The sequence below is a fragment of the Acinetobacter sp. KS-LM10 genome (genome assembly GCF_036896575.1).
Taxonomy (GTDB): Bacteria; Pseudomonadota; Gammaproteobacteria; order Pseudomonadales; family Moraxellaceae; genus Acinetobacter; species Acinetobacter avistercoris.
Genome location: NZ_CP145906.1, coordinates 37,295 through 60,239, shown reverse-complemented (window position 1 = coordinate 60,239; position 22,945 = coordinate 37,295). Strand labels below are relative to the sequence as shown.

The following is a 22,945-nucleotide window of genomic DNA, read 5'->3' as shown; positions in this document are numbered from 1 at the left end:
TTGGAAGAAAACTTGCATGAGCGATAAGCAAACTCCTGAAAATGTAGTGGATTACAAAGCCACACTAAACCTCCCAGGTACCGAATTTGCGATGAAAGCAAATCTCGCAGTACGTGAAGCGAAATGGTTAGAAGAGTGGTATGCCGATGACATTTATCAGCAGATTCGTGCGTCGCGTATTGGCAAGAAAAAATATGTGCTCCATGACGGCCCTCCCTATGCAAATGGCCAAATCCATTTGGGTCATGCAGTCAATAAAGTTTTAAAAGACATCATCATTAAAAGTCGTGTGATGGATGGCTTTGACGCACCTTATGTTCCAGGTTGGGATTGCCACGGGCTTCCAATTGAACTTAAAGTTGAAGAAAAAGTCGGTAAAGTTGGCGTTAAAGTCGATGCCTCTACTTTCCGTAAAGCATGCCGCGAATATGCTTACACTCAAGTTGAACTACAAAAGAAAGACTTTGTACGAATGGGTGTATTTGGCGATTGGGACAATCCTTATTTAACGATGAATTTCAAACAAGAGGCGAATATTGTTCGCTCGCTGGGTGAAATTGCAAAAGCAGGTCATATTGAACCTGGTCTTAAACCTGTCAATTGGTGTTTAGATTGCGGTTCATCATTGGCTGAAGCTGAAGTCGAATATGAAGATAAAAAATCCGATGCTATCGATGTTGGTTTTGCTGTCATTGATTTAGCTGATCTGTCTGCGCGTTTAGACATTAGCGTTACTGATGCAACAGATATTGTGATTTGGACCACCACACCGTGGACAATACCTGCCAACCAAGCCGTTGCATTACATGCCGATATTGAATATCAACTGGTTAAAGCAACTGCTGAAGATAAAGCTGCACAAAACTTCATTCTTGCAAAAGATTTAGTTGAATCTGCAACTGAGCGTTATGGTTTCAATGCGGTTGAAGTTCTTGCTGACTTTAGCGGTTCAAAACTTGAAAATCTTCAATTACAACATCCACTGATTACTGATCGCCAAGTGCCTGTCATTTTGGGTGAGCACGTGATTGCAACCAGCGGTACAGGCGCAGTACATACTGCACCAGGCCATGGTGTGGACGATTATAAAGTAGGTCTGTTATATAACTTAAAAGTTGAAAACCCTGTCGGTGGAAATGGTGTGTATTTACCGACCTCACCACTGTTTGCAGGCGAGCATATTTATAAAGCCAATCCAAAAATTATTGCTGCCTTAACTGAAGGCAATAAATTATGGGCACATGTGGTCATTAAACATAGCTACCCACATTGCTGGCGCCATAAAACACCAATTATCTTCCGTGCGACCCCACAGTGGTTCATCAGCATGGATGCGCAAGGTTTACGTCAAAAAGCACTCAATGCGATTGAAAATGACATTGGCTTTGTACCTGATTGGGGTAAGAACCGTATTCAATCGATGATTGAAGGTCGTCCTGACTGGTGTATTTCACGTCAACGTACTTGGGGTGTGCCGATTCCATTCTTCGTACATAAAGACACCAATGAATTACATCCACGTACGCCTGAACTGATTGAAGAAGTGGCTAAACTGATCGAACAAGAAGGTATTGATGGTTGGTATAACCGTGATGCGGCTGAGTTCATCGGTGCTGATGCAGAACACTACAATGCGATTCGTGACACTCTAGACGTTTGGTTTGACTCAGGAACGACACATTTTGCAGTACTGCGTGAACGTGAAGAGTTGACTGACCCTGCTGATCTTTATTTAGAAGGTTCAGATCAACACCGTGGTTGGTTCCAGTCTTCATTACTCACCTCTATCGCGATTAATGAACGCGCACCCTATAAAGGTTTATTAACACACGGTTTCGTGGTCGATGAAAAAGGCCGCAAGATGTCGAAATCGATCGGCAACGTGATCACACCACAAGACATCATTAAAGATATGGGTGCTGACGGACTGCGTTTCTGGATTGCATCTGCCGACTATCGTTATGAAATGACTGCGGGTAAAGAAATCTTTAGCCGTGCATCAGATGGCTACCGTCGTATCCGTAATACGCTACGTTTCTTGTTGGCGAACTTAAATGGTTTCCAACCAAGTACCGATTGCTTAGCGATTGATGATTTGATCGCACTCGATCAATACATTTTACAACGTGCTACAGACGTACAGAAAACGATTCAACAAGCGTATGAAGATATGAACTTCCATATCGTCACCAATGCCTTGACGAATTTCTGTATTAATGACTTGGGTGGTTTCTACTTAGACATCATTAAAGACCGTCAATACACAACGAAATCAGATTCTCAAGCACGTCGTTCAGCACAGACAGCGTTGTATCATTTGGTACAAGCTTTTGTCCGTTGGATGGCACCGATCTTGACCTTTACGGCGCAAGAAGCTTGGCCATTAATTCCGGGTCAAACTGAAAAGTATGTGTTCACCACTGAATGGTATGACATTCCTGTTGCCTCTAAAGCCAACTTGATTTCAGAAGCCGATTGGCAAACCATGATTGCTGTAAAATCTGCGGTGAATAAGCAAATTGAAACGGCTCGAAATGCAAAATTGATTGGTTCTAACCTGTCTGCGAAAGTTGAACTGTGGGCCAATGCTGAATTAAAAGCGGTGTTGGATCAATTGAATGATGAATTACGTTTTGTGTTAATTACATCAACTGTGATCGTTCATGCTTTTGATGAGACACAAGGTGAAGCAACAGAGCTTGAAGGTTTACGTGTGCTTGTCTCAGCTGCTGATGGCGAAAAATGTGCACGTTGCTGGCATGTACTGTCTGATGTAAATACACATCACGAACATCCAGGCCTTTGTTCTCGTTGTATTATTAACCTTCCTACAGGTCAAGGCGAAGAGAGAAAATATGCCTAATCCACACAATAAAAAGGGTTTATTCCAGTTCTATCCACACAACTTAGTTTGGATCGGACTGTCTATAGTCGCAATCATTCTTGATCAATGGACCAAATGGATTGCGAGTACGCATCTGAATTATGCAGATCCAGTACCCGTACTGCCCTTTTTAAATTGGACATTACTACATAACTATGGCGCAGCTTTTAGTTTCTTGTCCGATGCTGGTGGTTGGCAACGTTATTTCTTTACCTCATTGGCAGGGATTGTGTCTGTTATTTTCGTTTTTTGGCTGGTACGTATGCCAAAAAACATGTTGGTACTCCCGATTGCCATCGCTCTCATTTTGGGTGGTGCAGTGGGCAATTTAATTGACCGTGTCGCACTGGGCTACGTGGTCGATTTTATTCACGTGTACTATAACAACAGCCACTTTCCTGCATTCAATATTGCCGACAGTGCGATTACACTGGGTACTATTTTGATGCTAATCGATACTTTCTTCTTAGAAAAACATCGAATTAAACAAGCGGAAGCGCAAAATGACTGATTTTATTAATCCCAATGAAGACACTCGCATAAAAGCGGGTTCGAAAGTAGATCTACATTTTTCTGTAGCGATTGAAGACGGTGTTGAAATCGACAATACCCGTAGCCGTGAAGAACCGGTAAGCTTAGTCATTGGTGATGGTAGTTTGCTGCCTGACTTTGAAAAAGCCTTGTTTGGTTTACGCGCGGGAGACCGTCGCACAGTAAGTCTCCCACCAGAAGATGCTTTCGGTCCTTGGAACGAAGAAAATGTTCAAAAGGTTGATACTGTGAAGTTCGAACAGCGACCTGTGGTTGGTCATATGATTGAGTTTGAAGACAAAGCCAAACAAAGTCTTTATGGCGTGGTGAAAACAGTCGGTGATGACATTACTGAAGTTGATTTCAATCATCCTTTAGCAGGTAAAAATATCACCTTTGAAGTTGAAATTTTCAAAGTGACTCCAGCCGGTCAACAAGGCATTAAAATCATGTAATCGGTTTCAAAAATTTAAAAGTGCCTCCGGGCACTTTTTTTTATTTCTTAAATTCTTGGATTTAAATAATTTAAAAAAATACAATTTGATTCTATGCAAAGATGAATAAGCATATTAACGTTTCATTTCATATACATAATCATGGTAAGCAGATGAAAATTTACGTTGTTGTTGGCAGTGTTCGTGAAGGGCGTACAGCGATTAAAGTTGCCAATTGGATCATCAGTCAAATTGCGACTTACGAATATAGTACTGTTCAAGCAGAAATTGTCGATTTAAAAGAATGGGATTTACCTATCTTTGCTGGGGCAAACTCTCCTGCTACAGGCATTTATGACCAACCGAAACAACAAGAATGGGCTGCTAAAATTGCGCAAGGCGATGCATTCATTTTCATCAGTCCAGAATATAACCATGGCTACAGTCCCGCTTTAAAAAATGCAATCGACTATTTAAGTAAGGAGTGGAAAGGTAAACCGGCTGCTTATGTAGGGTACGGTTCTACCAATGGTTCAAGATCGATTGATCAAATTCGTCAAGTCGGCACTCAAATGGGCTTGATTGACTCTAATTCAACTGTAGAAATTCAAGATATTTTCTCACGGAATAAAACTGAAATATTTGAAGCCAATGCATTCGATGAAAAAGCACTTCAAATCGCTTTTAATAATCTAGTTCAATATGTGAGTGCTTAAGTTAAATAAGCTCAAACTTAAGAAGCTGATGTGAAATATGACTTTTATCATTAAAAATTTTATATAAAAATGGATATAGATTTGAGATAAATAGAGAATTAAAATCTCTTTCAAAATAATCAATCATCAATCACTGGAAGTGCTTGGTACGATAGAAGTCTACACCACCACATTTATCTATAAAAAAGCCCCAACAGGACGTTGGGGCTTTTTTATATTACTATTTTTTTATGAACTTAATTTTGACCAACAGCTAAGGACTGGTTACCTATGCATTTACAACCACACGACAAAGGAGAATTATGCTGAGCCGCAGGCTTTCCAAAAACCAGCATTTTATTATCCCCTGCAACAATGGTTGCCGTGGTTTTATGTTTAGGACAAGTGGCCTTATCCCCAACGCATGCAATAGGTTTGCCTTCAATCACAAATGCTGAATTCGCAGAGATTACCTGACCACCGCCCGTAGTAGGTGAACCAATTGTAATGTATGGAAATGCCATCCGATTTATCCTTATTTTTATGATTGAATTTGAAGTTATAAAACTTCAAATTCAATACGACGGTTTTTCTTACGACCTTCAGGCGTTGCATTATCAGCCACTGGCTTATCTGCGCCTAATCCTTCAGTACTTAAACGAGTCGCAGCAATACTTTTAGAGATTAAATATTGCTTCACGGCGTCTGCTCGTTGCTGACTTAAGACCTTATTTTTATCGGGATTTCCCTGACTGTCGGTATGCCCAATCACTTTCACATTTTTACCTTGAACACGATTCAATGCAACCACCATTTCATCTAAAATTTGCGTGCCCGCTGGCAGTAAAACCGCACTACCAGATTCAAACTCAATAATACGATCCTTCAGCGCATTATCAATCACGGCTTGTTCTGCTTGGTTTACAGAAAGCTGTGAACTAAAACGATAAGGTGCTGAAACCAAAGTTTGAAAATTCGTGGTAAAAGGCTGGATCTCAGCTTGATTAAGCATTTTTCCAGATAAATCAACCTGAGTACCGCGCACAGTCAACTTACCTTGTGTTACTTTTTTCAAATCTGGCGTGATCACACGAGTAACAGAATCACTCCAGCCATTCGGTGCCGCAACTGGACGCACCTGAATTTTATCGATAATTTGATCTTCTGTATAAACAGAACGCATTTTGACGAGAATTGCTTGCTTTGATTGTTCGTTAGGGACTACACCTTCAACGACAATGTCTTTAGCAAAGCTGAAACCGCTCATACCTAAACCGATGCATAGGCATGTACGCTTAAATATAGATGTCACTTGATTTATATTCATCATCATTCTTCTATAAATGTTTGTCGGAACAGCTTCATACCTTGACTCAGGCTTAACTGTCGCTCACACAGACCCTGCTCCAATGCTGCTAAGCCTGCATTTTGCTCCAAATACGGATCTATCCACTGTGCTTGAACCAAAGATACCCAATGCTCGCTACTCATACTTTGCGTGAAAATATCACTTAAAGCTTCAATATCTGCACCCTGAAATCCAAATAGCAATACGGGCGTATCAGAATGTAAAATCCCGATCAGTACTTCAGTATTGTGTTGAGATAAGAATCTAGAAATCAGGCTGACCCAAAATGCCGCTAACTCATAACAATAGCTTGGATTATTAACGGGTAAAATGAGGACTTTATTGAGTTTTGCAGTGCCATGCTTAAGTACAGGTTGCAACAATAAACCTAGACCAATCATACTTTGAGCGAGTTCATATACACTCAATTTCATGAGCTGTGCAAATGAGTGCATGGTGTGATTTTCAAAAAAACCACTGGTCTCATTGGGATCTAAAATTTGAATTTGATCTTTTAAATGCGCCAGTTTATCCAGCAAAATATCTGGATCATTCACCGTCCGAATCACTCTATTTCTTTGAAATAGATCAATCAGCACGGGTTTATAGCTATAAGGTGCATACAGCAGATTTTGAAAAGGAGACTCAACTTCAACCAAATGGCTTAAGACCATTGGAAATTGACGTCCTGAACTATCTTCACTGGTGATTAAATTCGCCGCTAAAAACATATTTTCTTGCGGATTCGCAATAAAAAAATCTAGCGATGCCAATGAGCGATACTTTTGATCAAAATCAGGATGCTTCATCGCAAGTTCCAAGGCTTCTGTAATCCACTGATCAATCACTTGAATCAGTGCATTTTGACCTTTGGTCTTCAGAAAGTCACCTCGTGCAGGGCTTTTACCATAGTAAAGTGGCTTGGTTTTTAGCACTTGCATATTGGTACTCCATTTTTACTTTGTAGCGTCACTGCCGCAAATTGAATCATGGTGTTGCTACTCCTCGTGCCGCGCTTTGAGGAGCAGTCGGTGTCTCTGGATTGGCAACCACGGGTGCAGTTGCTGTTGGCGTTGGTGCTTGCTGAGCAGAAACCACGCGTACTGTTGTTTTATTGGTGGTGACTTTGTCCACCAGTTGCACACCATTTAAATCACGGTTTGAACCCACACTTGGATTGCCACCTTGACCAGAATTACCGCTAATCAAACGGAAATTCACTTTGACTGCAACAGCTGGATTTTGCGCACTAGCCCATGTCATTTCGACAACACCGCTTTGCTCTCTTCTTTGTGAAGAGTCAATTAAACGGTTAATACCGTATTCGCCTGGTGCGTCAAAAATCGTATGGGTTTTACCTTCTAAATCTACAGCAGTAATACGTGCACCCGGAATAGCACCCGTATTCGGCCAAACGAAGTTCACCCATTGTTGAATGCCATTTTCAAAGACCAAACGCTGGCCATCAATGTCAATGGTATAAGACAGCAATTGTGGATTAGGTAATGGATAGAATTGGAAGTTCGATTGATTTGCTGCCGCTGGCGCAGATGTCGCCCCTTGGCTCAATGTTCCCGTCGCCACACCATTTAACGGCGCAACATAGCGTTGGAAATTCATAACGAATTGCGGGTTCAGAATAATGCCCTGATCCTTCCACGTTTTAGACGTTAATGTATAACCACGACGAATCACAAATGGATCTAAAGTTTCTTTAATAAAGTTGGCAATACTGCCGCCTTCACCAAAGATTTGACCAATTTCACCACTGGTGGCTTGAATCGATGCAGAAGAATTAAAGGGCACTTTTTGAGCTAAAGTCTGCGTGAATGGTTGATACGCTTGCATCGTCCATAATTTATTAATTTCATCTTGCGTTGGTGTAATGAGACTTTCAAATGAAGCGGTTAAAGGACTAACCAATAACTTTTGCACCATTTTATTATCGATATCATTCAATCCTACAGACAACTTCTCATCGACCAACTTCTGAGTGGTATTAAATACAGACGTTTGCTCATTGATGGTTTGTTTGACCAATGCCATTGCATTAGGGCCAATATCACCAGCATTACGTAGATCATTAAATTTACTACGCACTTGTGCAAGGCTTGTTAAATACTCGTCTAAAAGTGATTTATTTTGTTGATCATCACGCTTACGGACCAATTGATAGAACACATTAAATTCTTTAGAAATTGGGCCTTGCGCTTGAGCAGCTGCACGTTCAGCAACATTCGATGCATCTTGGCGTAACACTTTACGCTTAAACCAAGCCACAAACCCTGTTTGAGGCGCTGCCAATTCTGCGAGAACGACAGGATTATCCCAACTGGTTTCTTTGGCAGTCCGTTCCAGTAAAATACGGATTGGTGAATTTTGAGGCTCGCCTAAAAGATCAATCGATTTATGTTGCTGTGCAAAATCAGGTTGCTTCGCATAATAAATGCCGTTTAAGAATTTACGCCATTCAGCGATATATTCTTTCTTATACACATCCGTAAGCTGTTTGCGAATCTGATCTGGGCTACCACTAAACGTTAAATCATCAGATTGATTGCTATTTAGTACCCAGTCTCTTGAATCGGTTGGACTGTTTGCTGCTTCATCAATCGCTTGTTCAACATATTCACTCCAAGCCTTTTGGGTAAATACACCTGGTAGCGCATATGAACCGAGCACCACAGCACGGTTGGCTTCACCGACAATCTGAGCAGTGGTCACTGCTGGGTAACGCACCGCTGCACGCATTTTAATTTCATTATAAACACGGTCACGTGCTGGCATACCTTTCATTACCGCAAGCAGTACTTGACGACTTTGATCGACCAACTGGGTATCAGAATTAAGTTTCGGGAACTTTTCATCATTGGCCAATGTCATCGCATAGGTCAAGACTTGTTCGGCTTTTTGAATCATTTCACCACGAGGCATTTGACCACGGTTAGCATCTAACCACGAACGCCAGAAACGCGTAACTTGATCACTTAAATGCCCTGCTTCCATATACTTTGGATTGCTCATCATCAAATACGCTTTTAACGCATTGTACGCATCTTGAGGATTCGCATCAGAAGGCTCTAAATTGGTTTGAGCAGGACGTGATCCAGCAACCTGCTGTAACTCAACATTGATATGATTTTCTTTTAATGTTGCTTCGTTACCTTTCACGCGCTGTAAGAATTGCGCCATATTTTGTTGCGATGGCTCAAGTACAATTTGACGAATACCATTTAAGTATTCATATTTTAATTTTTCGCGTAATTGATCGCCTTGGTATAAACCAAAACCAAATTTAAGCGGACGATTTTCATCAAATCCATCCAATTGTTCTAAACGCTGTTGCAGTACCAACAAGGCATCCAATTGAGTCGATAAATTTTGACCCGATGCTTGTTCCATTTGTACAACTTTATTTAAATCTGCTTGAACATCTGCAATCAATTGCTGGTTATTACGATATGACCAAACCCATAGACCAAGAATGACCGAAACGCCCAATAATGCTGCAATAAAACTCAAATAACGTTGACGTTTTTTTGCGGTATTAATATGTTGTTTGACCAGATTTTTATCTTTTAAAATGACATCTGAAAATAGACCTTTTAAGAAGTAACCATGATTCTGTGAAATCGACTTTACAGGTATACCATGTTCACTATTCGGTATTTTAGTCAGATTAAAATCCTGAGCAATTTGTTGCGTCATTGGACTTTCAATCACACCTTCTTGTAAGGCACTGGTGAAATAAAAACCACGGAATACGGGCTTAAACTGATACGGATTTTCTTCAAACAATGTCCCAATAAAGGTTTTTAAGGCAGGACGCAGTGTTTTAAATTCTAATGGGAAGGTCATCACACTCGGTGAAATATTTTGAGCATGACGACGGCTTAGATGCGTGGTACTTACACTCTTTAATCCATCATATAAAATATTATAATGCTGCTCAAAAAGTTCAACCGCATTATTAGAAGACTCAGGATTATAGGGTAATGTTGCACCCCAAACCTGATCAAACTCTTCTTGATCATAACAGTCGAAAAATTCTGTAAAGCCTGCTATCAAATCCATTTTTGAAAAGACTAAATAGACTGGCGGAAAAATTTCTAATCGTTCAGTTAAGTCTTGAATTCGTGCACGTAGATTTTTAGCCAATTTCAAAGATTTTTCAGGACTTTGACTAACCAGCTCAGAAATACTCACTGTAACAATCAAGCCATTAATCGGAGCCTTAGAACGATTCTTCTTTAATAGATTTAAGAAGCTAATCCACTCTGAATGATCTTCTGAATAAACCGAATAACGACCAGCGGTATCTAGTAAAACACCTTCAGTAGAAAAGAACCAATCACAATTACGCGTTCCACTTAAACCTGAAGACACGGTACTTTTGTGGGTTTCTTCAAAAGGAAATTTTAGACCCGAATTATAAATGGCAGAACTTTTACCCGCAGCTGGATTACCAATCACCATATACCAAGGTAATTCATAAAGTGCCGCACTGCCCTTTTTATCTCCCAACTTAGATTTACGAATCAATTGAATTGATTCTTTCATCTGTTGATTGACCAGCTGAAGTTCATCTTTGTCTTTTTGTTTTCCGTATTCAGCATGCGTATCTTTTTCAATCGCTTCAGCCAGTTCTTCACCTTGCTGCTGATTACGACGGCGTTGTATAAGCCAGTAAATCCCATAACCGACTAAGCCGATGACATACGCCGCAGCTAAAGGCCAAAAATACTGTCTTGGAATAGTGTTATATGCAGATACCAACGCAACAAACAAAGACAATGCAATGATTGCCTTTGGATTGGTTACGTACTGCCACACATAGCCTAAAATTATATACATGAGGTTCTCAATATTTCATTAAACTTTATAAATCAATTGTATTAAACAGGCACATCTTGTTTTTCAGACGTCTGGATCAATGCTTGTGTTCTAGGTTGATCACAACTGTAAACCATCGTCATCAACGCTTCAGAACCTTGCAGTGCAACCATAAAGCCGAATACTTTGGCAATATTTTCAGTCTGACCGACGCTCTGTTTCACATATAAATAATGGTGTTGTTCAATTGGCGTATCGCCAAAATTTTTCTCTAGCTGTTTAACAACTTTCAGGTCAGTTATGTCATCTAGTTGAATCACAAAAGCTTGTTCTTCTTCGTATTGCTCTAGTTTGTCATTATTCAGCTGTTCTAATGTATTGAATAATCGACGCTCATTCAAAGCTATTTTTATGGTTTTTTGTGGCTCTAATCCATTAATTAGCACTGAATCTGGTGCAACACAACAACTTCCAATAAATTCAGATGGCGTATATTGATCTGAAACCCAAGTTTTTTCGTCGACCGTATCTTGATCAATCTCTGAATCAACAGCAATTAGCAAACTTACTGACTCAGTCGTTTTTTCAATTTGCTGTAAAAGATCAAGCCAATTTTTATATGCAGTTTCTTTACCCCAGTAATGATGTTCCACGTGAAACTTTTGCGGAATATATCCCAATTGGTTTAAAAACTCTGCCAGCAACTCTTGAGTTGAGCTTTCATCCCACGTATGAAGTAAGTCTTCAGCCAAGATCAGATGTATATGAAGTTGATTTAAGCGCGGTACTTGCTCTACGGTTCTCTCAGTAGAATAATCTTCCTCAGTGTTCGCATTTGGATCAATCCAAGCAGGATGCATCCGATATTCGTGCACCAACTGCCCTTCGTAAAATAAGGCTGATTGTTTAATGTGTTCTGCTACTTGCCACAAGGTTTCGGTATTCTGTTCTAACTGTAGTTTTAATAAGGCTTCCATTCTACGTTGACGAGCATTTAAAAAAGATTCACTCTCTTCTTCATCCATTGCCATCAAATCACCTATCTCTGAAATACGATAACTGAGAATAGGCAAACCATAACCGTTGAGTAACTGCTGATCGAGCTCTGGGCTTTTAAAGTTTTTCAACTCATCCCAAATGCTTTCATTTTCACCCAAAGCACTTAAAGCGCCAGATGAGAAAACATTTAAATTGATCCATTCAATTTCTTCAGCAACAGACTCTTCTTTTTGTTGTTTTTCTTCTGCCAATTCTGGATTGTTCTTTTTTTCTTGTTGGTCGTCATACCATTTTTTAATAAAGAAAGGCATTAAAATTAATAAAGAGAAAGCAACAGGCACTAAACCAAAGAAAATCAATAAATCTTGTGTTGAAGGATCATGATTGGTATCACGCCAATACAAAACCACCACCGTAGAAACCAAGACAAATACGGTAATCAATACGCCTAGAATAATTTTAATCATGAAGCCACTCCAAGCAATGCATAACACGTTTCATGATTATCCTTCGGGGCGTCAGGCATTAAAAATGCACCCTGATTGAGTCCCATAAATTGAGTTGAACTTAAACAGATTGGATTTACTTCTTGTTTGTCTAAAATTAAACGTAAATCCACCATCAGTGTTGGACTACACCAACTTTGTAAAAGGCTTTTAAGTTTTTGACTGGCCTTTTGATTGGGTAAAAAATCGAGATATGCTTGTCGACTTAAAGGCCCAATTTGAATTTCGATTTTGCCATCAATTTGTTTAATGGTTTCGCCACAAAAGGTATTTATACCAAGTAGACTAGGGTTTGAACCACCCAATACCATTCGCTGATCATCAGCTAGCTTAAATTTTTCTTCAACAAATTCTTCAACAGTCACTTTATGCTTAAACACCGTTGTGAGCATTGTTTTCAGTGCGTGTGCAGTGTTGTTTTGCCCTTGCATTAAACCTGCGAATTCAGCAAAGTAATCATCCAATTCGCCTTGCTGATGTTGCTCACTTATATAGCCATTTAATGCATGTAAAATTTTTAAATAATGGTTTTCATCTTCAACTTCATAACGAACTGGCAAGTTATAGGTGATACACGAGTCGATGTATTGCGCAGTGAGCTTGTGATTAAACAATCCTAAGAATTTAAGCGACTCTTTTCTGTGTATGCGTGGTGCTTGTTTAACTTTATTGGTATAGCTATATGGCAATGCTCCCTGCATTCCCGTCAGACCCACCATCAAATTGGTCAATTCAATTCGGTCATTTTCAAGCTTTAAAGATTCAACTTCTGTTTTTGGAAAATTCAGCTCAAGTGAAGACTCAAACTGAAATTCATTCGCCCAATATTTCAACTCACGCTGATAAGGAACATGCCTAAGAATACGTGTACTCTGCACCAATTCAAAAGCCGTAGGAACTTTAAAGAGCTCATCAGTTACAGAAGCTTCTTGCCACCAACGTTCTGAACGCATTGATATAACTCCTGCTGAGAATGAACATCAAAAATAAGCAAATCGACAAAACTATTCATTTGAACTTTGAGATTAAACACATGACTCAACAACTGACTAAACACATATAAACTGTGTCCGCGGAAAACCTGTTCATCGATGTGCAAAGTCACTTTTACACCACGGACAAACATCGGAAAGGGTTTAGCTTCAACCAGTTTATGAGTTAACCCAAATTCAACCTTTTTAATTGCATCAATTAACAAATGATTTTCTTTTGTTTTAGGTAAATTATAAAGCTCAAGTAATTCCTTCACATGACTTACAGCATTGCCCTTCATTAAAGCCAATGTATTCAACGATAAGTGAGAAATGATTCTCCACTGCTCTTTTTGATTTTGCTCAAATTGATGCGGTAGCGTTGGACGCTTTAACACCAAAGCGCGTCGTGCCAAACTACTATCATTCAAATTCAATATGTTGTTCGACTGACTCAAAGCTTCATGCGGTAAGTTTCGATTCGAACATAATAATTTAGTACTGATAAAATCAGATTTGGTTTCGTAAGGTTTTAAGTGCTTAGAAATGATGGAATAGCCCGTTTCCACATATTTACTATGCAGTTGCGAGGGATTTAAAGCATAAAAAAATTGTACTTTTTCATCATGATAATGACTCATGGAAAAGAACGGTAAAATCGGATAAAAAACTTCATCCTGATTGTTCTTTTCACGAATCATTCCCATCTCAACGATTGAGTAGAATTGATAAAATTCAGGATGATGTGCATCAGTCAGCAGTGGATATTCTAATTGCTTATGATTAATTTTTTGTGGTTCAGCGCTCTTTTCAAATAAGTTCAAAGCGGGTGTACTGAATAATTTAAAGTTCGCTATATTCAGTTCAGAATAATTACGAATGGTCGCCTGATCATTCAAATTCAACTTAAAATGAATCTGAATTTCAAATTCAGAATGATTTTTGATTTTTCCAGCCAGTGCGCTGAGGTCTAAATTTAAGAAACTATATTTATCTGAAAAACAAAAGTATTCCATCAACAAACGATAAGCATGATGAGTGTGTTGATCAATCGGCAATAAGCTTTCATTTTCATCAAAACCCATGAGCTGAAAAGGGTTTTTAATATGATGAACTTGATTTTCAACTTTAATTGAAAACCCTGTACTCGATTTAAAAATCGAGTCTAAAACTTGCAAAGGAAAATTAGAAATCGCATCAAGATAAATTGGTAATTTTTCATGAATTAACCAATTCTGAGCTTGGTTAAAAATTTCAAAACCAATGACAAGCGTCGCATTTTGATTCAAATGCATATGTGCACTTGGATTGGTCTTAAAATTTAATTTATTCAGCGTAATTGGGAGGAGCTTCACATCTTGTGTGGTATTGAACTCACATTGCACGCCTTTGAAACTACGAGATTTCAAGGTGGTATTTTTAGGAATAAGATGCGCTTCGGTGAGCTGTTTTATTTTATTTATATCTTCAAAACTAACGACAGTACATCCAGGGAAATGACGTAGATATTGAGGAAACATGACTTCGAATAAAGCACGCGTAAAGATGTCATAACTGTCAGCCAGTTTTTTATCCACTCGCGCTGCAATAAGAGAAAAAGCCTGAATTAACCGTTCTATATGAGGATCGTCAATTTGTTCTTGGTTTAACGACAGTCGCTGCGCTATTTTTGGATATTTTTGAGCGAACTCACGAGATTGCTGACCGAATTCTTGCAGCTGTTTCTCATAATACGGTAAAAGTTCTTCTATCACTGGATCCCCAATTTTTAAGATCTTGCAGAAATTACGTACTGTTGCGTTGTTGGTTTTAAAAGTGCATCAAATACAACAGGTTCATACAAAGGATGAATGTTTAAATAGGCTTGAATACTCAAGCATAATGAACCCATGTTATGGCCATCTAATAGCATCTCAACTTTAATTTGTGTCAGACGCGGTTCATGTGCTGTGATAGATTGTTCAATCGATTGGCAAATTTTATCGCGATCACTCGGATTCGCTGTTGAAAGTCCAACGAAATCAATAATTCCAAACTGTAAAATAGACTTCTTAACCAATGGAAAGTCATCGATTAATTCAACTTTTGCCATTCTGCTATTCAATAAATCTTCTAAATCATAAGCCACAGATTCTCGTAGCTCTTGTATAGATAAGCCTTTGAGATTTTCTTCTTTTTCTGGAATCAACCGATCAAACAATGTTGATCTAAAACCAAATGGATATAAGTGATCTAAATTCATACTGTATAGAACATCAACAATGAGAGCATCAATAATGAGAAATAGAGGCTAACATGACGTTAGCCCCTACTTTGAACAACAGTCTAAAATTACGCAGCGTAAGATGCAGTATTGTTAGAAAGTGACCATTTCTTCGTAACAGCACCTTTCGCAGTACCGTTAATATCTTGTTGGTTATAAGTCCACTCTACAGCAGCATATTTAAGACCAAATGCTTCAGTAGGAACGCCTTCTTCATTTACGGTTGGAGTAACGCTTGAAACAAGAACGTGTTTCAATTTGATTTGTAAGTACTTAATACGCTTATCACCATTCGCACGGTAGTAATCAATTTGTACTTCATCAAATGTATAACCCGCTGAACATGCTTCCCAAAGTTTTGGACTAGTTGCATCCAAATCTTTAACAAACAACATATCAGAATGTTCAACACGCTCAGCAGTATGACCACCAACGCTTGAAGAAGTCGCAGATTTAGGTTGACGGATGTTGTGAGTCCAAGAATTTACTTCAAGCCAATCTTTGTGCTCAGTGTCACGAGATTCGCCATCAACTTTGTATTTTCCTCGAAATTGAACGTATATATCTTTCATTGAAGATTTCCTATTTTATTTAACGTTATTATAAAGTTGCCCTATTTTAAGTAGAGGACTGAGGTAACTCAGTGACGAGTCTTAATGAAACAGACAACTCATCCAACTGAAAGTGTGGTCTTAAGAAAACGACCGATTTATAGTGACCCGGCTGAGCTGGATCTTCTACAACTTTTACCGATGCTTCACGAAGTGGGTATTGCGCTTTAGCCTCTTGTGAAGCGCCATCATCCAGCAAAACATACTGTGACAGCCATTCATTCAAAAACGTTTCAACATTACCAGCAGACGCAAAGCTGCCGACTTTATCACGCATCATCGCTTTCAAATAATGTGCGATACGTGAAACAGCCATAATATATTGGATTTGACTCGACAAAGCAGAGTTAGCATTGGCTGTATCAGTATCATATTTTTTCGGTTTTTGAGCCGATTGGGCACCAAAGAACGCTGCATAATCTGTGTTTTTACAGTGAACCAATGGAATAAAGCCAAGATCACTTAACTCTTTTTCACGGCGGTCCGTAATCGCAACTTCGGTCGGACATTTAAAGACCACTTCACCATCGTTAGTTTTAAAGGTATGAACAGGTAAACCTTCGACTAAACCACCACCCTCAACACCACGAATTGCAGCACACCAGCCATGCATATCAAAAGCATTGGTTAAACGCGTACCAAAACCATAAGCCGCATTCATCCACAGGTATTCTTCGTGATTTTCACCTGTCACTTCTTCGACAAAGTTAAAGCCTTCAGTCGCCCAACCTTCTTTAGGATCGTAAGGTAAACGACCCAATACACGAGGCATCGTTAAGGCAACATAGCGCGCATCATCACTTTCACGGAAAGAACGCCATTGCACATATTCAGCTGTTTCAAAGATTTTTGAGACATCACGCGGACGATCGATATCAGTAAACGAATCAAGCCCTAAAATAGAAGGACTTGCTGCAGAAATAAACGGTGCATGCGACGCCGCAGCGACATGTGAAATTTGTTCAAGCAAATACATATCTGATGGCGTACGGTCAAATTCAAAATCACCGATGAGTGTTGCATAAGGTGCACCACCAAATGAGCCGTATTCTTCTTCATACACTTTTTTAAACAATGTACTCTGATCGAAATCAGTCGCACCCTGGAAATCTTTCACTAATTCTTTTTTTGTGGTGTTCAACATCCGAATTTTAATCAACGGATTAGATGGCGTTTCTTGGCAGAAATAATAAAGACCGCGCCATGTTGATTCAATTTTTTGGAATTGCTCATGGTGCATGATTTTACTCAATTGAGTTGAAATCAGTGCATCAATTTCAGCAATACGCTTATCGATTGAAACAGTCATGTTTTCAGAAACAGTAATGGTCCCTGCCATCACTTCTTTGGCTAACTCACCAATTAAGCTTTTTGCTCGAACATGTTCATCATCATTCCGTGCTATGCGGCTTTTTTCAACAATCGAATCGAGTAAACCCAACTCTTCAGTCGCAACATTCGTCGTTGCAGCAGTTTGTAAATTAGTCATGATCTTCGGTCCCTGCTTCAGCACTCATTTTGCGAATTTGATCTGTATTTTTAAGCACTTCATCTAACAAATCTTCCAAACGCTCACTGTTTGAAATCTTATTTCGAAGATCTGATAAACGCTCACGTGCTTCAACCAATTTACGCAACGGATCAACTTGCTGAACCACATTTTCAGGGCGGAAGTCAGCCATTGAATTAAACGTTAAATCTACGCCCATGCGACCCCCCTCTTCAGAAATAGTATTTTCTACCTGAAAAGCAGCACGTGGAGCTAAAGACTCCATGACTTCATCGATATTTTCCAAATCAACATTGATGAATTTTTTATCTTTTAATTTTGTTTTTTCCAGTTCAGAAGCTGCTGAGAAATCACCTAATACACCCACAACAAAAGGTAATTCTTTAATTTCTTTGCCGTCACCAATTTCAACGTCATACGTCAACTGCACACGAGGTGGTCGAATACGCTGTAATTTTTTTTGTACACTTTCACGCTTAGCCATAATTTATTCCTAATAATTGAATGTCGTTAAATACTTTTTATAATGATCCAAAAGGGTTTTCACGTTTAGGTTGTTCAGCCGGTTTAGGTGCTGTATTTGTTGTACGCGCAGGTGTACGCTTAGTGTTGCGCGTCGTATTTGTTGTACGTTTTACAGGTGGGGCTACTACACGCGTAACACGCTTGGCCGGCTCTTCAACGACAGTCTCAATTACACTCAAAGGTTTAGCTTTTTTTACAGCATCTGATAAAGCAATAGCAGGAGCATAAGTCTCATCTGTTAAATAACGAACTTCAGGACCACGAATTTGCGTTAAGGCTTCATTCGCAATACCTATACCAGCTAAAAATTTCACATCTGTTAAAGAAGAGTGTTGAACATTACTTGCGTTTAACTCATTAACCAATTGCAGTGCTTTATAATTTTTGCCAATTTGTTGAAAACGCTGAGCCGCTTGAGCAAGATAACCACTTCGCGTATCTTTATTTTTCTTATCGCAAGCTTGGGCATAAATCTGAAGCAGTGCTGCATCATTTTCGCCTACAACCAAAGGGTTATCTTTTAAACAGCCTCTCTTCAGGCTTACGTCATCAGCAAAAGCCACAGAGGTAAAACTTGAACACAGAAGGGCTGATAGGAACAAAATACGCTTTTTCAAAATAAACCTCTTTTATTAAATACTAAGATGTTATAAAAATCGTTGAAACTCATGTTAGTTATCATCCCCAGTATCAAAACCAACAATTTCTAATCTTTGTTTTGTTTAAAATTTAACTTGAAAACTGTTATGTTCGTCAAGCTTATTAGTGTCTCATTAGTGATACAATTATCATAATCGAGTTACAAAACAATATATTTTTACTATATTTAGATACCTAATTATGGTTTTTAAATTGAAACTATCTATGTAGAATAATAATTAAGGCTTTTATCCTGATATTTAAAATCCTTTGTTTTTTATGCATTTAGCAAAAATATTTTTTAAAATATAGATTTTTTCAATTTTTATGTTTTTGAGCAAAAATAAATAATCTGATTGAGATATGAAATGAATAATTTGAAAATTTTAATTACAAAATTATCTACAACAACAAGAACTGCTTTAGAACAATCCGCTAATTTTTGCATCAATCAACAAAACTATGAAATAGAAATTGAACACCTGCTTTTTGAATTGCTCAATCAACAACACAAAAATGATTTATTACTCTTATTAGAAAAATATAAAATTTCAAAAGAGGGCTTAATTGATGATTTAAAAGAAACTATTTCACAATTACCTAAAGGCAATTCACGTACCCCAATTTTTGCAAAATCAATTGTCCGCTTACTTGAACAAGCGTGGTTGTTGGCATCTGCTGAACAGAATCCAGTTATTCGTAGTGGTCATCTATTGGTCGCTCTTCTCACTGCACCTGACTTATATCAAATCGCAATACGCGCATCAAGTTTGTTTGATTTAGTTCCGATCGACACCATGAAGCATAAGTTTCTAGAGTTATGTATTAAAAGTGTTGAACATCAAGCAGAAGTAGAAACTCATCATGAGTCTAACGTCCCCCAAGCAGAAGAGAATTCCAGCGCCGCAACATTAAAGACACCTGCGCTGGATCAATACACGATTAATCTTACGGAAAAAGCATTAAAAGGTGGGATTGATCCTGTTATTGGTCGTGAATTTGAGATTCGTTTGATGCTGGATATTCTGATGCGTCGTCGTCAGAACAATCCGATCTTAACCGGTGAACCAGGTGTGGGTAAGACCGCTGTTGTTGAAGGTCTAGCACTCAAAATTGCCAATAATGAAGTCCCTGATGCGCTGAAGAATGTTCATATTCATGTGCTGGATATGGGGCTATTACAAGCAGGTGCCAGCGTAAAAGGTGAGTTTGAAAACCGTCTAAAACAAGTGATTAAGGAAGTTCAAAGTTCAGCACACCCTATTATCATTTTCATCGATGAAGCACATACGCTTATTGGTGCAGGTGGTCAGGCAGGTCAAAATGATGCTGCTAACTTACTAAAACCAGCGCTTGCACGTGGAGAACTACGGACCATTGCTGCGACAACTTGGGCTGAATATAAACAGTACTTTGAAAAAGATGCCGCTTTAAGTCGTCGTTTTCAAGTGGTTAAAGTTGAAGAGCCGACAGAAGAAGTCGCGATTGATATGCTACGTGCCATGATTCCAGTGATGGCGAATCATTTTAATCTTCAAATTGATGATGAAGCGATCGTGACTGCTGTACATTCATCTCATCGTTATATTACGGGTCGTCAGCTTCCAGACAAAGCTATTAGCGTATTGGATACTGCGGCAGCTCGTGTCGCCTTAACCCAAAATGCACAACCTGTAAAACTTGATCAGCTCAAAGCTCAGCAACATAATCTAAATTTAGAACTGCAGATTTTAGAAAATGAACAACAACATTTTCCAATTCATCAAGAACGTCTCGCTAAACTTAAAGACACCATCAAGACTTTAGAAAATGATGTGCAAAACACCGAACAAAGATGGCAAAAAGAATTAAGTTTAGTGAACCAAATTAAAGCATTGGAATCACAAACAACAGAAGAAAAAGAAAAAAACAATGTTCAAAATCAAATCGCAAAAATACGTACTGAACTTACAGAGTTTCAAGGACAAGAGCCTTTGGTCTTTGAACGCGTCAATGCATTTATCATTAATGAAATCATTTCGGATTGGACAGGGATTCCAGTCGGTAAAATGGTGAATGATGAGATTAAACAAATTCTCAGTTTAGAAGAAAAGCTTGAACAGCGCGTAATGGGTCAAGATTATGCCCTGCATCAATTGGTTCAAGGCATTAAAACCTCAAAAGCAAAACTCGAAGATCCCAATAAACCTCAAGGCGTGTTCATGTTGGTGGGTCCAAGTGGTGTTGGTAAAACAGAAACTGCTTTGGCACTTGCTAATGAGCTTTATGGGGGTGAATCGCATTTAATTACGATCAATATGTCTGAGTACCAAGAAGCCCATACTGTTTCTTCATTAAAAGGTGCGCCCCCAGGTTATGTGGGTTATGGTCAAGGTGGTGTATTAACTGAAGCTGTAAGACGTAATCCATATAGTGTGGTATTACTGGATGAAATCGAGAAAGCCCATTCAGATGTACAAGAGTTATTTTATCAAGTCTTTGATAAAGGTGTGCTCGAAGATGGTGAAGGTCGAATTATTGATTTTAAAAACACCACGATTTTGCTCACTTCAAATGCTGGCTCAAGTACGATCATGCAAGCATGTCTTCCTGTTCCAGTGGAAGAGTGGCCAAGCGCTGAAGATCTATTAGAACAATTGAAACCAAGTTTGTATAAACAGTTTAAACCTGCATTCTTGGGACGTATGAGAATTGTGCCGTATTATCCACTGCATGATGATCTACTGGTTCGTATTATTCATCATAAAATAGGCAAAATCACTGCACGTATTGAAAAGCAATACCAAACCAAAGTTGAGTACAGTGATGATGTTGTAGAATTAATCTTGAGTCGTTGTACCGAAGTCGATAGTGGTGCACGTAATGTGGATAATATTTTGAACTCAAGTGTATTACCCGAATTAGCAACTCAAATTTTAATGGCTCTGGCTGATCAAAAACTACCAAAGTTGATCAAAATTGACAGCAAAGACAACGACATTATCTACAGTTTAGATCCTGTCGCGAAATCTGCTAAAAAGCGAGCGCCTAAAAAAGCAAAAGAGACGGAAGCTTAAGCCGTCATTAAGAGATTTATAAGACTATGAGTTTAGAACTCGAAACATTGCTACAGCCTATTTCAGCAGATGAATTGTGTGGAGATGACCTGTCATTCTCCAACGAATTTCATGCTATAAAAAAGGCAAAAGTCCAAGATGATCCCCTCTTAGATTTGGGTGATTGGGTGGTCGAGCCTAAACAAGCCGATTGGAGTTTTGTAGCCAATAAATCGCGAGATTTACTCACCACTAAAACCAAAGATATTCGAATATTGACTTGGATCAGTGAAGCATGGGCTCATCTCTATGGTTTCGAAGGCATTGCGAAGAGCCTAGAACTTTCTCATCGGATGTTGGAGGAATTTTGGTTAAAGATTCATCCTGAAATTGAAGATGATGATTTAGATCAACGCCTTGGTTTATTACTGGGTTTAACTACACAGTTACCGAGCTTGATTAAACAAGTTCCATTATTAAATACACAACCGTTTTACTCATTGTTTGACTATGAGAAAATTCTACATCAACAAAATAATCGTTTAAAGAATCCAGATGATTCTAATATCAATCAGTCTGTTGATTTAGAACAATTTGATCAAGCGCTGTTCAACACTTCAAAAAGCTTTCAGTTTCAGAATTATCAACAATTTACAGAAATTTTGACGCACTGGAATACCTTAAAACAAGTCTTAGATCAGTTAATGGAATTTGATGCACCTAGCTTCGCAAGTATAGATTCACAACTCGATAGCATTCAAAAAATGCTGCGAAAAATTTATAAAGCAGAAGCTTTTGAAAGCTCATCCGTGAATGTTTCAACACCTGTTGAGCAAACTGCAACAGATGAATCTGACGAAACTCAAAATTTGGCGCCGATGATGAATAACAATCAAAATCAACAATCGTTCCAGCCACAGCCACAAAGTCATCTTCAAAACCGTGAACAGGCGATGAAGGTCTTGCAAGAAATTGCTGATTACTTTCAGGCAAATGAACCACATAGTCCAGTGAGCTACATGCTGCAAAAAACCATTAAGTGGAGTCATATGCCACTACATGAATGGTTAGCACAAGTGATTAAAAATGATAACCCTCTCGAGTCTGTTCAGGAATTGCTAGGCGTTCAGAACAACTCCAATGAAACAAATCAATGGTAAT

17 protein-coding genes and 1 pseudogene are annotated in these 22,945 nt (G+C 38.8%); 6 read left to right on the top strand and 12 right to left on the bottom strand.

All coding sequences use genetic code 11. From position 1 onward, the window contains the following. Positions 1-16: 16 nt before the first annotated feature. From ileS to V5M36_RS00240, 4 genes are all read left to right on the top strand, one after another. Complete coding sequence (gene ileS / locus V5M36_RS00255) at positions 17-2,863, top strand: isoleucine--tRNA ligase (RefSeq protein WP_338560827.1); 2,847 nt, start codon at positions 17-19, stop codon at positions 2,861-2,863. Further along, complete coding sequence (gene lspA, locus V5M36_RS00250; protein ID WP_338560825.1) at positions 2,856-3,395, top strand: signal peptidase II; 540 nt, start codon at positions 2,856-2,858, stop codon at positions 3,393-3,395. The genes ileS and lspA overlap by 8 nt, the downstream gene beginning before the upstream one ends. After that, positions 3,388-3,870 carry an FKBP-type peptidyl-prolyl cis-trans isomerase gene (locus tag V5M36_RS00245; protein ID WP_338560823.1) on the top strand — a complete coding sequence of 161 codons (483 nt, stop codon included), beginning with the start codon at positions 3,388-3,390 and terminating at the stop codon, positions 3,868-3,870. The genes lspA and V5M36_RS00245 overlap by 8 nt, the downstream gene beginning before the upstream one ends. Before the next feature lie 152 nt (positions 3,871-4,022). Further along, complete coding sequence (locus V5M36_RS00240; protein WP_338560821.1) at positions 4,023-4,565, top strand: NADPH-dependent FMN reductase; 543 nt, start codon at positions 4,023-4,025, stop codon at positions 4,563-4,565. A 236-nt stretch (positions 4,566-4,801) separates the two neighbouring features. Here the strand turns inward: V5M36_RS00240 and V5M36_RS00235 are convergent, their stop codons facing one another. The 12 genes and pseudogenes from V5M36_RS00235 to V5M36_RS00180 all read right to left on the bottom strand — a co-directional run bounded on the left by V5M36_RS00235 (position 4,802) and on the right by V5M36_RS00180 (position 18,727). After that, a complete protein-coding gene (locus V5M36_RS00235) occupies positions 4,802-5,068 on the bottom strand; it encodes a PAAR domain-containing protein (RefSeq protein ID WP_338560819.1) in 267 nt (88 codons plus the stop codon). A 35-nt stretch (positions 5,069-5,103) separates the two neighbouring features. Further along, a pseudogene (locus tag V5M36_RS00230) lies at positions 5,104-5,793 on the bottom strand (OmpA family protein); the annotation flags it as partial. Positions 5,794-5,873: 80 nt separating this feature from the next. Then, positions 5,874-6,833 carry a type VI secretion system-associated protein TagF gene (tagF, locus tag V5M36_RS00225; RefSeq protein ID WP_338560815.1) on the bottom strand — a complete coding sequence of 320 codons (960 nt, stop codon included), beginning with the start codon at positions 6,831-6,833 and terminating at the stop codon, positions 5,874-5,876. Between the two features lie 46 nt (positions 6,834-6,879). Continuing rightward, entirely contained in the window at positions 6,880-10,746 is a 3,867-nt protein-coding gene (gene tssM, locus V5M36_RS00220; protein ID WP_338560813.1) for a type VI secretion system membrane subunit TssM, read from the bottom strand. A 41-nt stretch (positions 10,747-10,787) separates the two neighbouring features. Further along, positions 10,788-12,191: a hypothetical protein gene (locus tag V5M36_RS00215; protein WP_338560811.1), complete on the bottom strand. Its 1,404-nt coding sequence runs from the start codon at positions 12,189-12,191 to the stop codon at positions 10,788-10,790. Beyond that, positions 12,188-13,183, bottom strand: a complete 996-nt coding sequence (tssG, locus tag V5M36_RS00210; protein WP_338560809.1) for a type VI secretion system baseplate subunit TssG — start codon at positions 13,181-13,183, stop codon at positions 12,188-12,190. The genes V5M36_RS00215 and tssG overlap by 4 nt, the downstream gene beginning before the upstream one ends. Next, the gene (gene tssF / locus V5M36_RS00205; protein WP_338560807.1) at positions 13,147-14,955 is read right to left on the bottom strand and encodes a type VI secretion system baseplate subunit TssF; all 1,809 of its coding nucleotides are present in this window, start codon (positions 14,953-14,955) and stop codon (positions 13,147-13,149) included. Before tssF ends, tssG begins: the two co-directional genes overlap by 37 nt. 14 nt (positions 14,956-14,969) lie before the next feature. Further along, positions 14,970-15,443 carry a type VI secretion system baseplate subunit TssE gene (gene tssE / locus V5M36_RS00200; RefSeq protein ID WP_338560805.1) on the bottom strand — a complete coding sequence of 158 codons (474 nt, stop codon included), beginning with the start codon at positions 15,441-15,443 and terminating at the stop codon, positions 14,970-14,972. An 89-nt stretch (positions 15,444-15,532) separates the two neighbouring features. After that, a complete protein-coding gene (locus tag V5M36_RS00195; RefSeq protein WP_338560802.1) occupies positions 15,533-16,036 on the bottom strand; it encodes an Hcp family type VI secretion system effector in 504 nt (167 codons plus the stop codon). Positions 16,037-16,082: 46 nt separating this feature from the next. Next, on the bottom strand, positions 16,083-17,564 hold the full coding sequence (gene tssC, locus V5M36_RS00190) for a type VI secretion system contractile sheath large subunit (RefSeq protein WP_338560800.1): 1,482 nt from the start codon (positions 17,562-17,564) through the stop codon (positions 16,083-16,085). Further along, entirely contained in the window at positions 17,557-18,069 is a 513-nt protein-coding gene (gene tssB, locus V5M36_RS00185; protein WP_338560797.1) for a type VI secretion system contractile sheath small subunit, read from the bottom strand. Before tssB ends, tssC begins: the two co-directional genes overlap by 8 nt. 37 nt (positions 18,070-18,106) lie before the next feature. Next, positions 18,107-18,727 carry a hypothetical protein gene (locus V5M36_RS00180; protein ID WP_338560795.1) on the bottom strand — a complete coding sequence of 207 codons (621 nt, stop codon included), beginning with the start codon at positions 18,725-18,727 and terminating at the stop codon, positions 18,107-18,109. A gap of 390 nt (positions 18,728-19,117) precedes the next feature. On the opposite strand from V5M36_RS00180, the gene tssH reads away from it, so the two are divergent. Both tssH and tssA read left to right on the top strand, forming a co-directional pair. Continuing rightward, a complete protein-coding gene (tssH, locus tag V5M36_RS00175) occupies positions 19,118-21,805 on the top strand; it encodes a type VI secretion system ATPase TssH (RefSeq protein WP_338560793.1) in 2,688 nt (895 codons plus the stop codon). Between the two features lie 26 nt (positions 21,806-21,831). Then, a complete protein-coding gene (gene tssA, locus V5M36_RS00170) occupies positions 21,832-22,944 on the top strand; it encodes a type VI secretion system protein TssA (protein ID WP_338560791.1) in 1,113 nt (370 codons plus the stop codon). The last annotated feature ends 1 nt before the right edge of the window (position 22,945 follow it).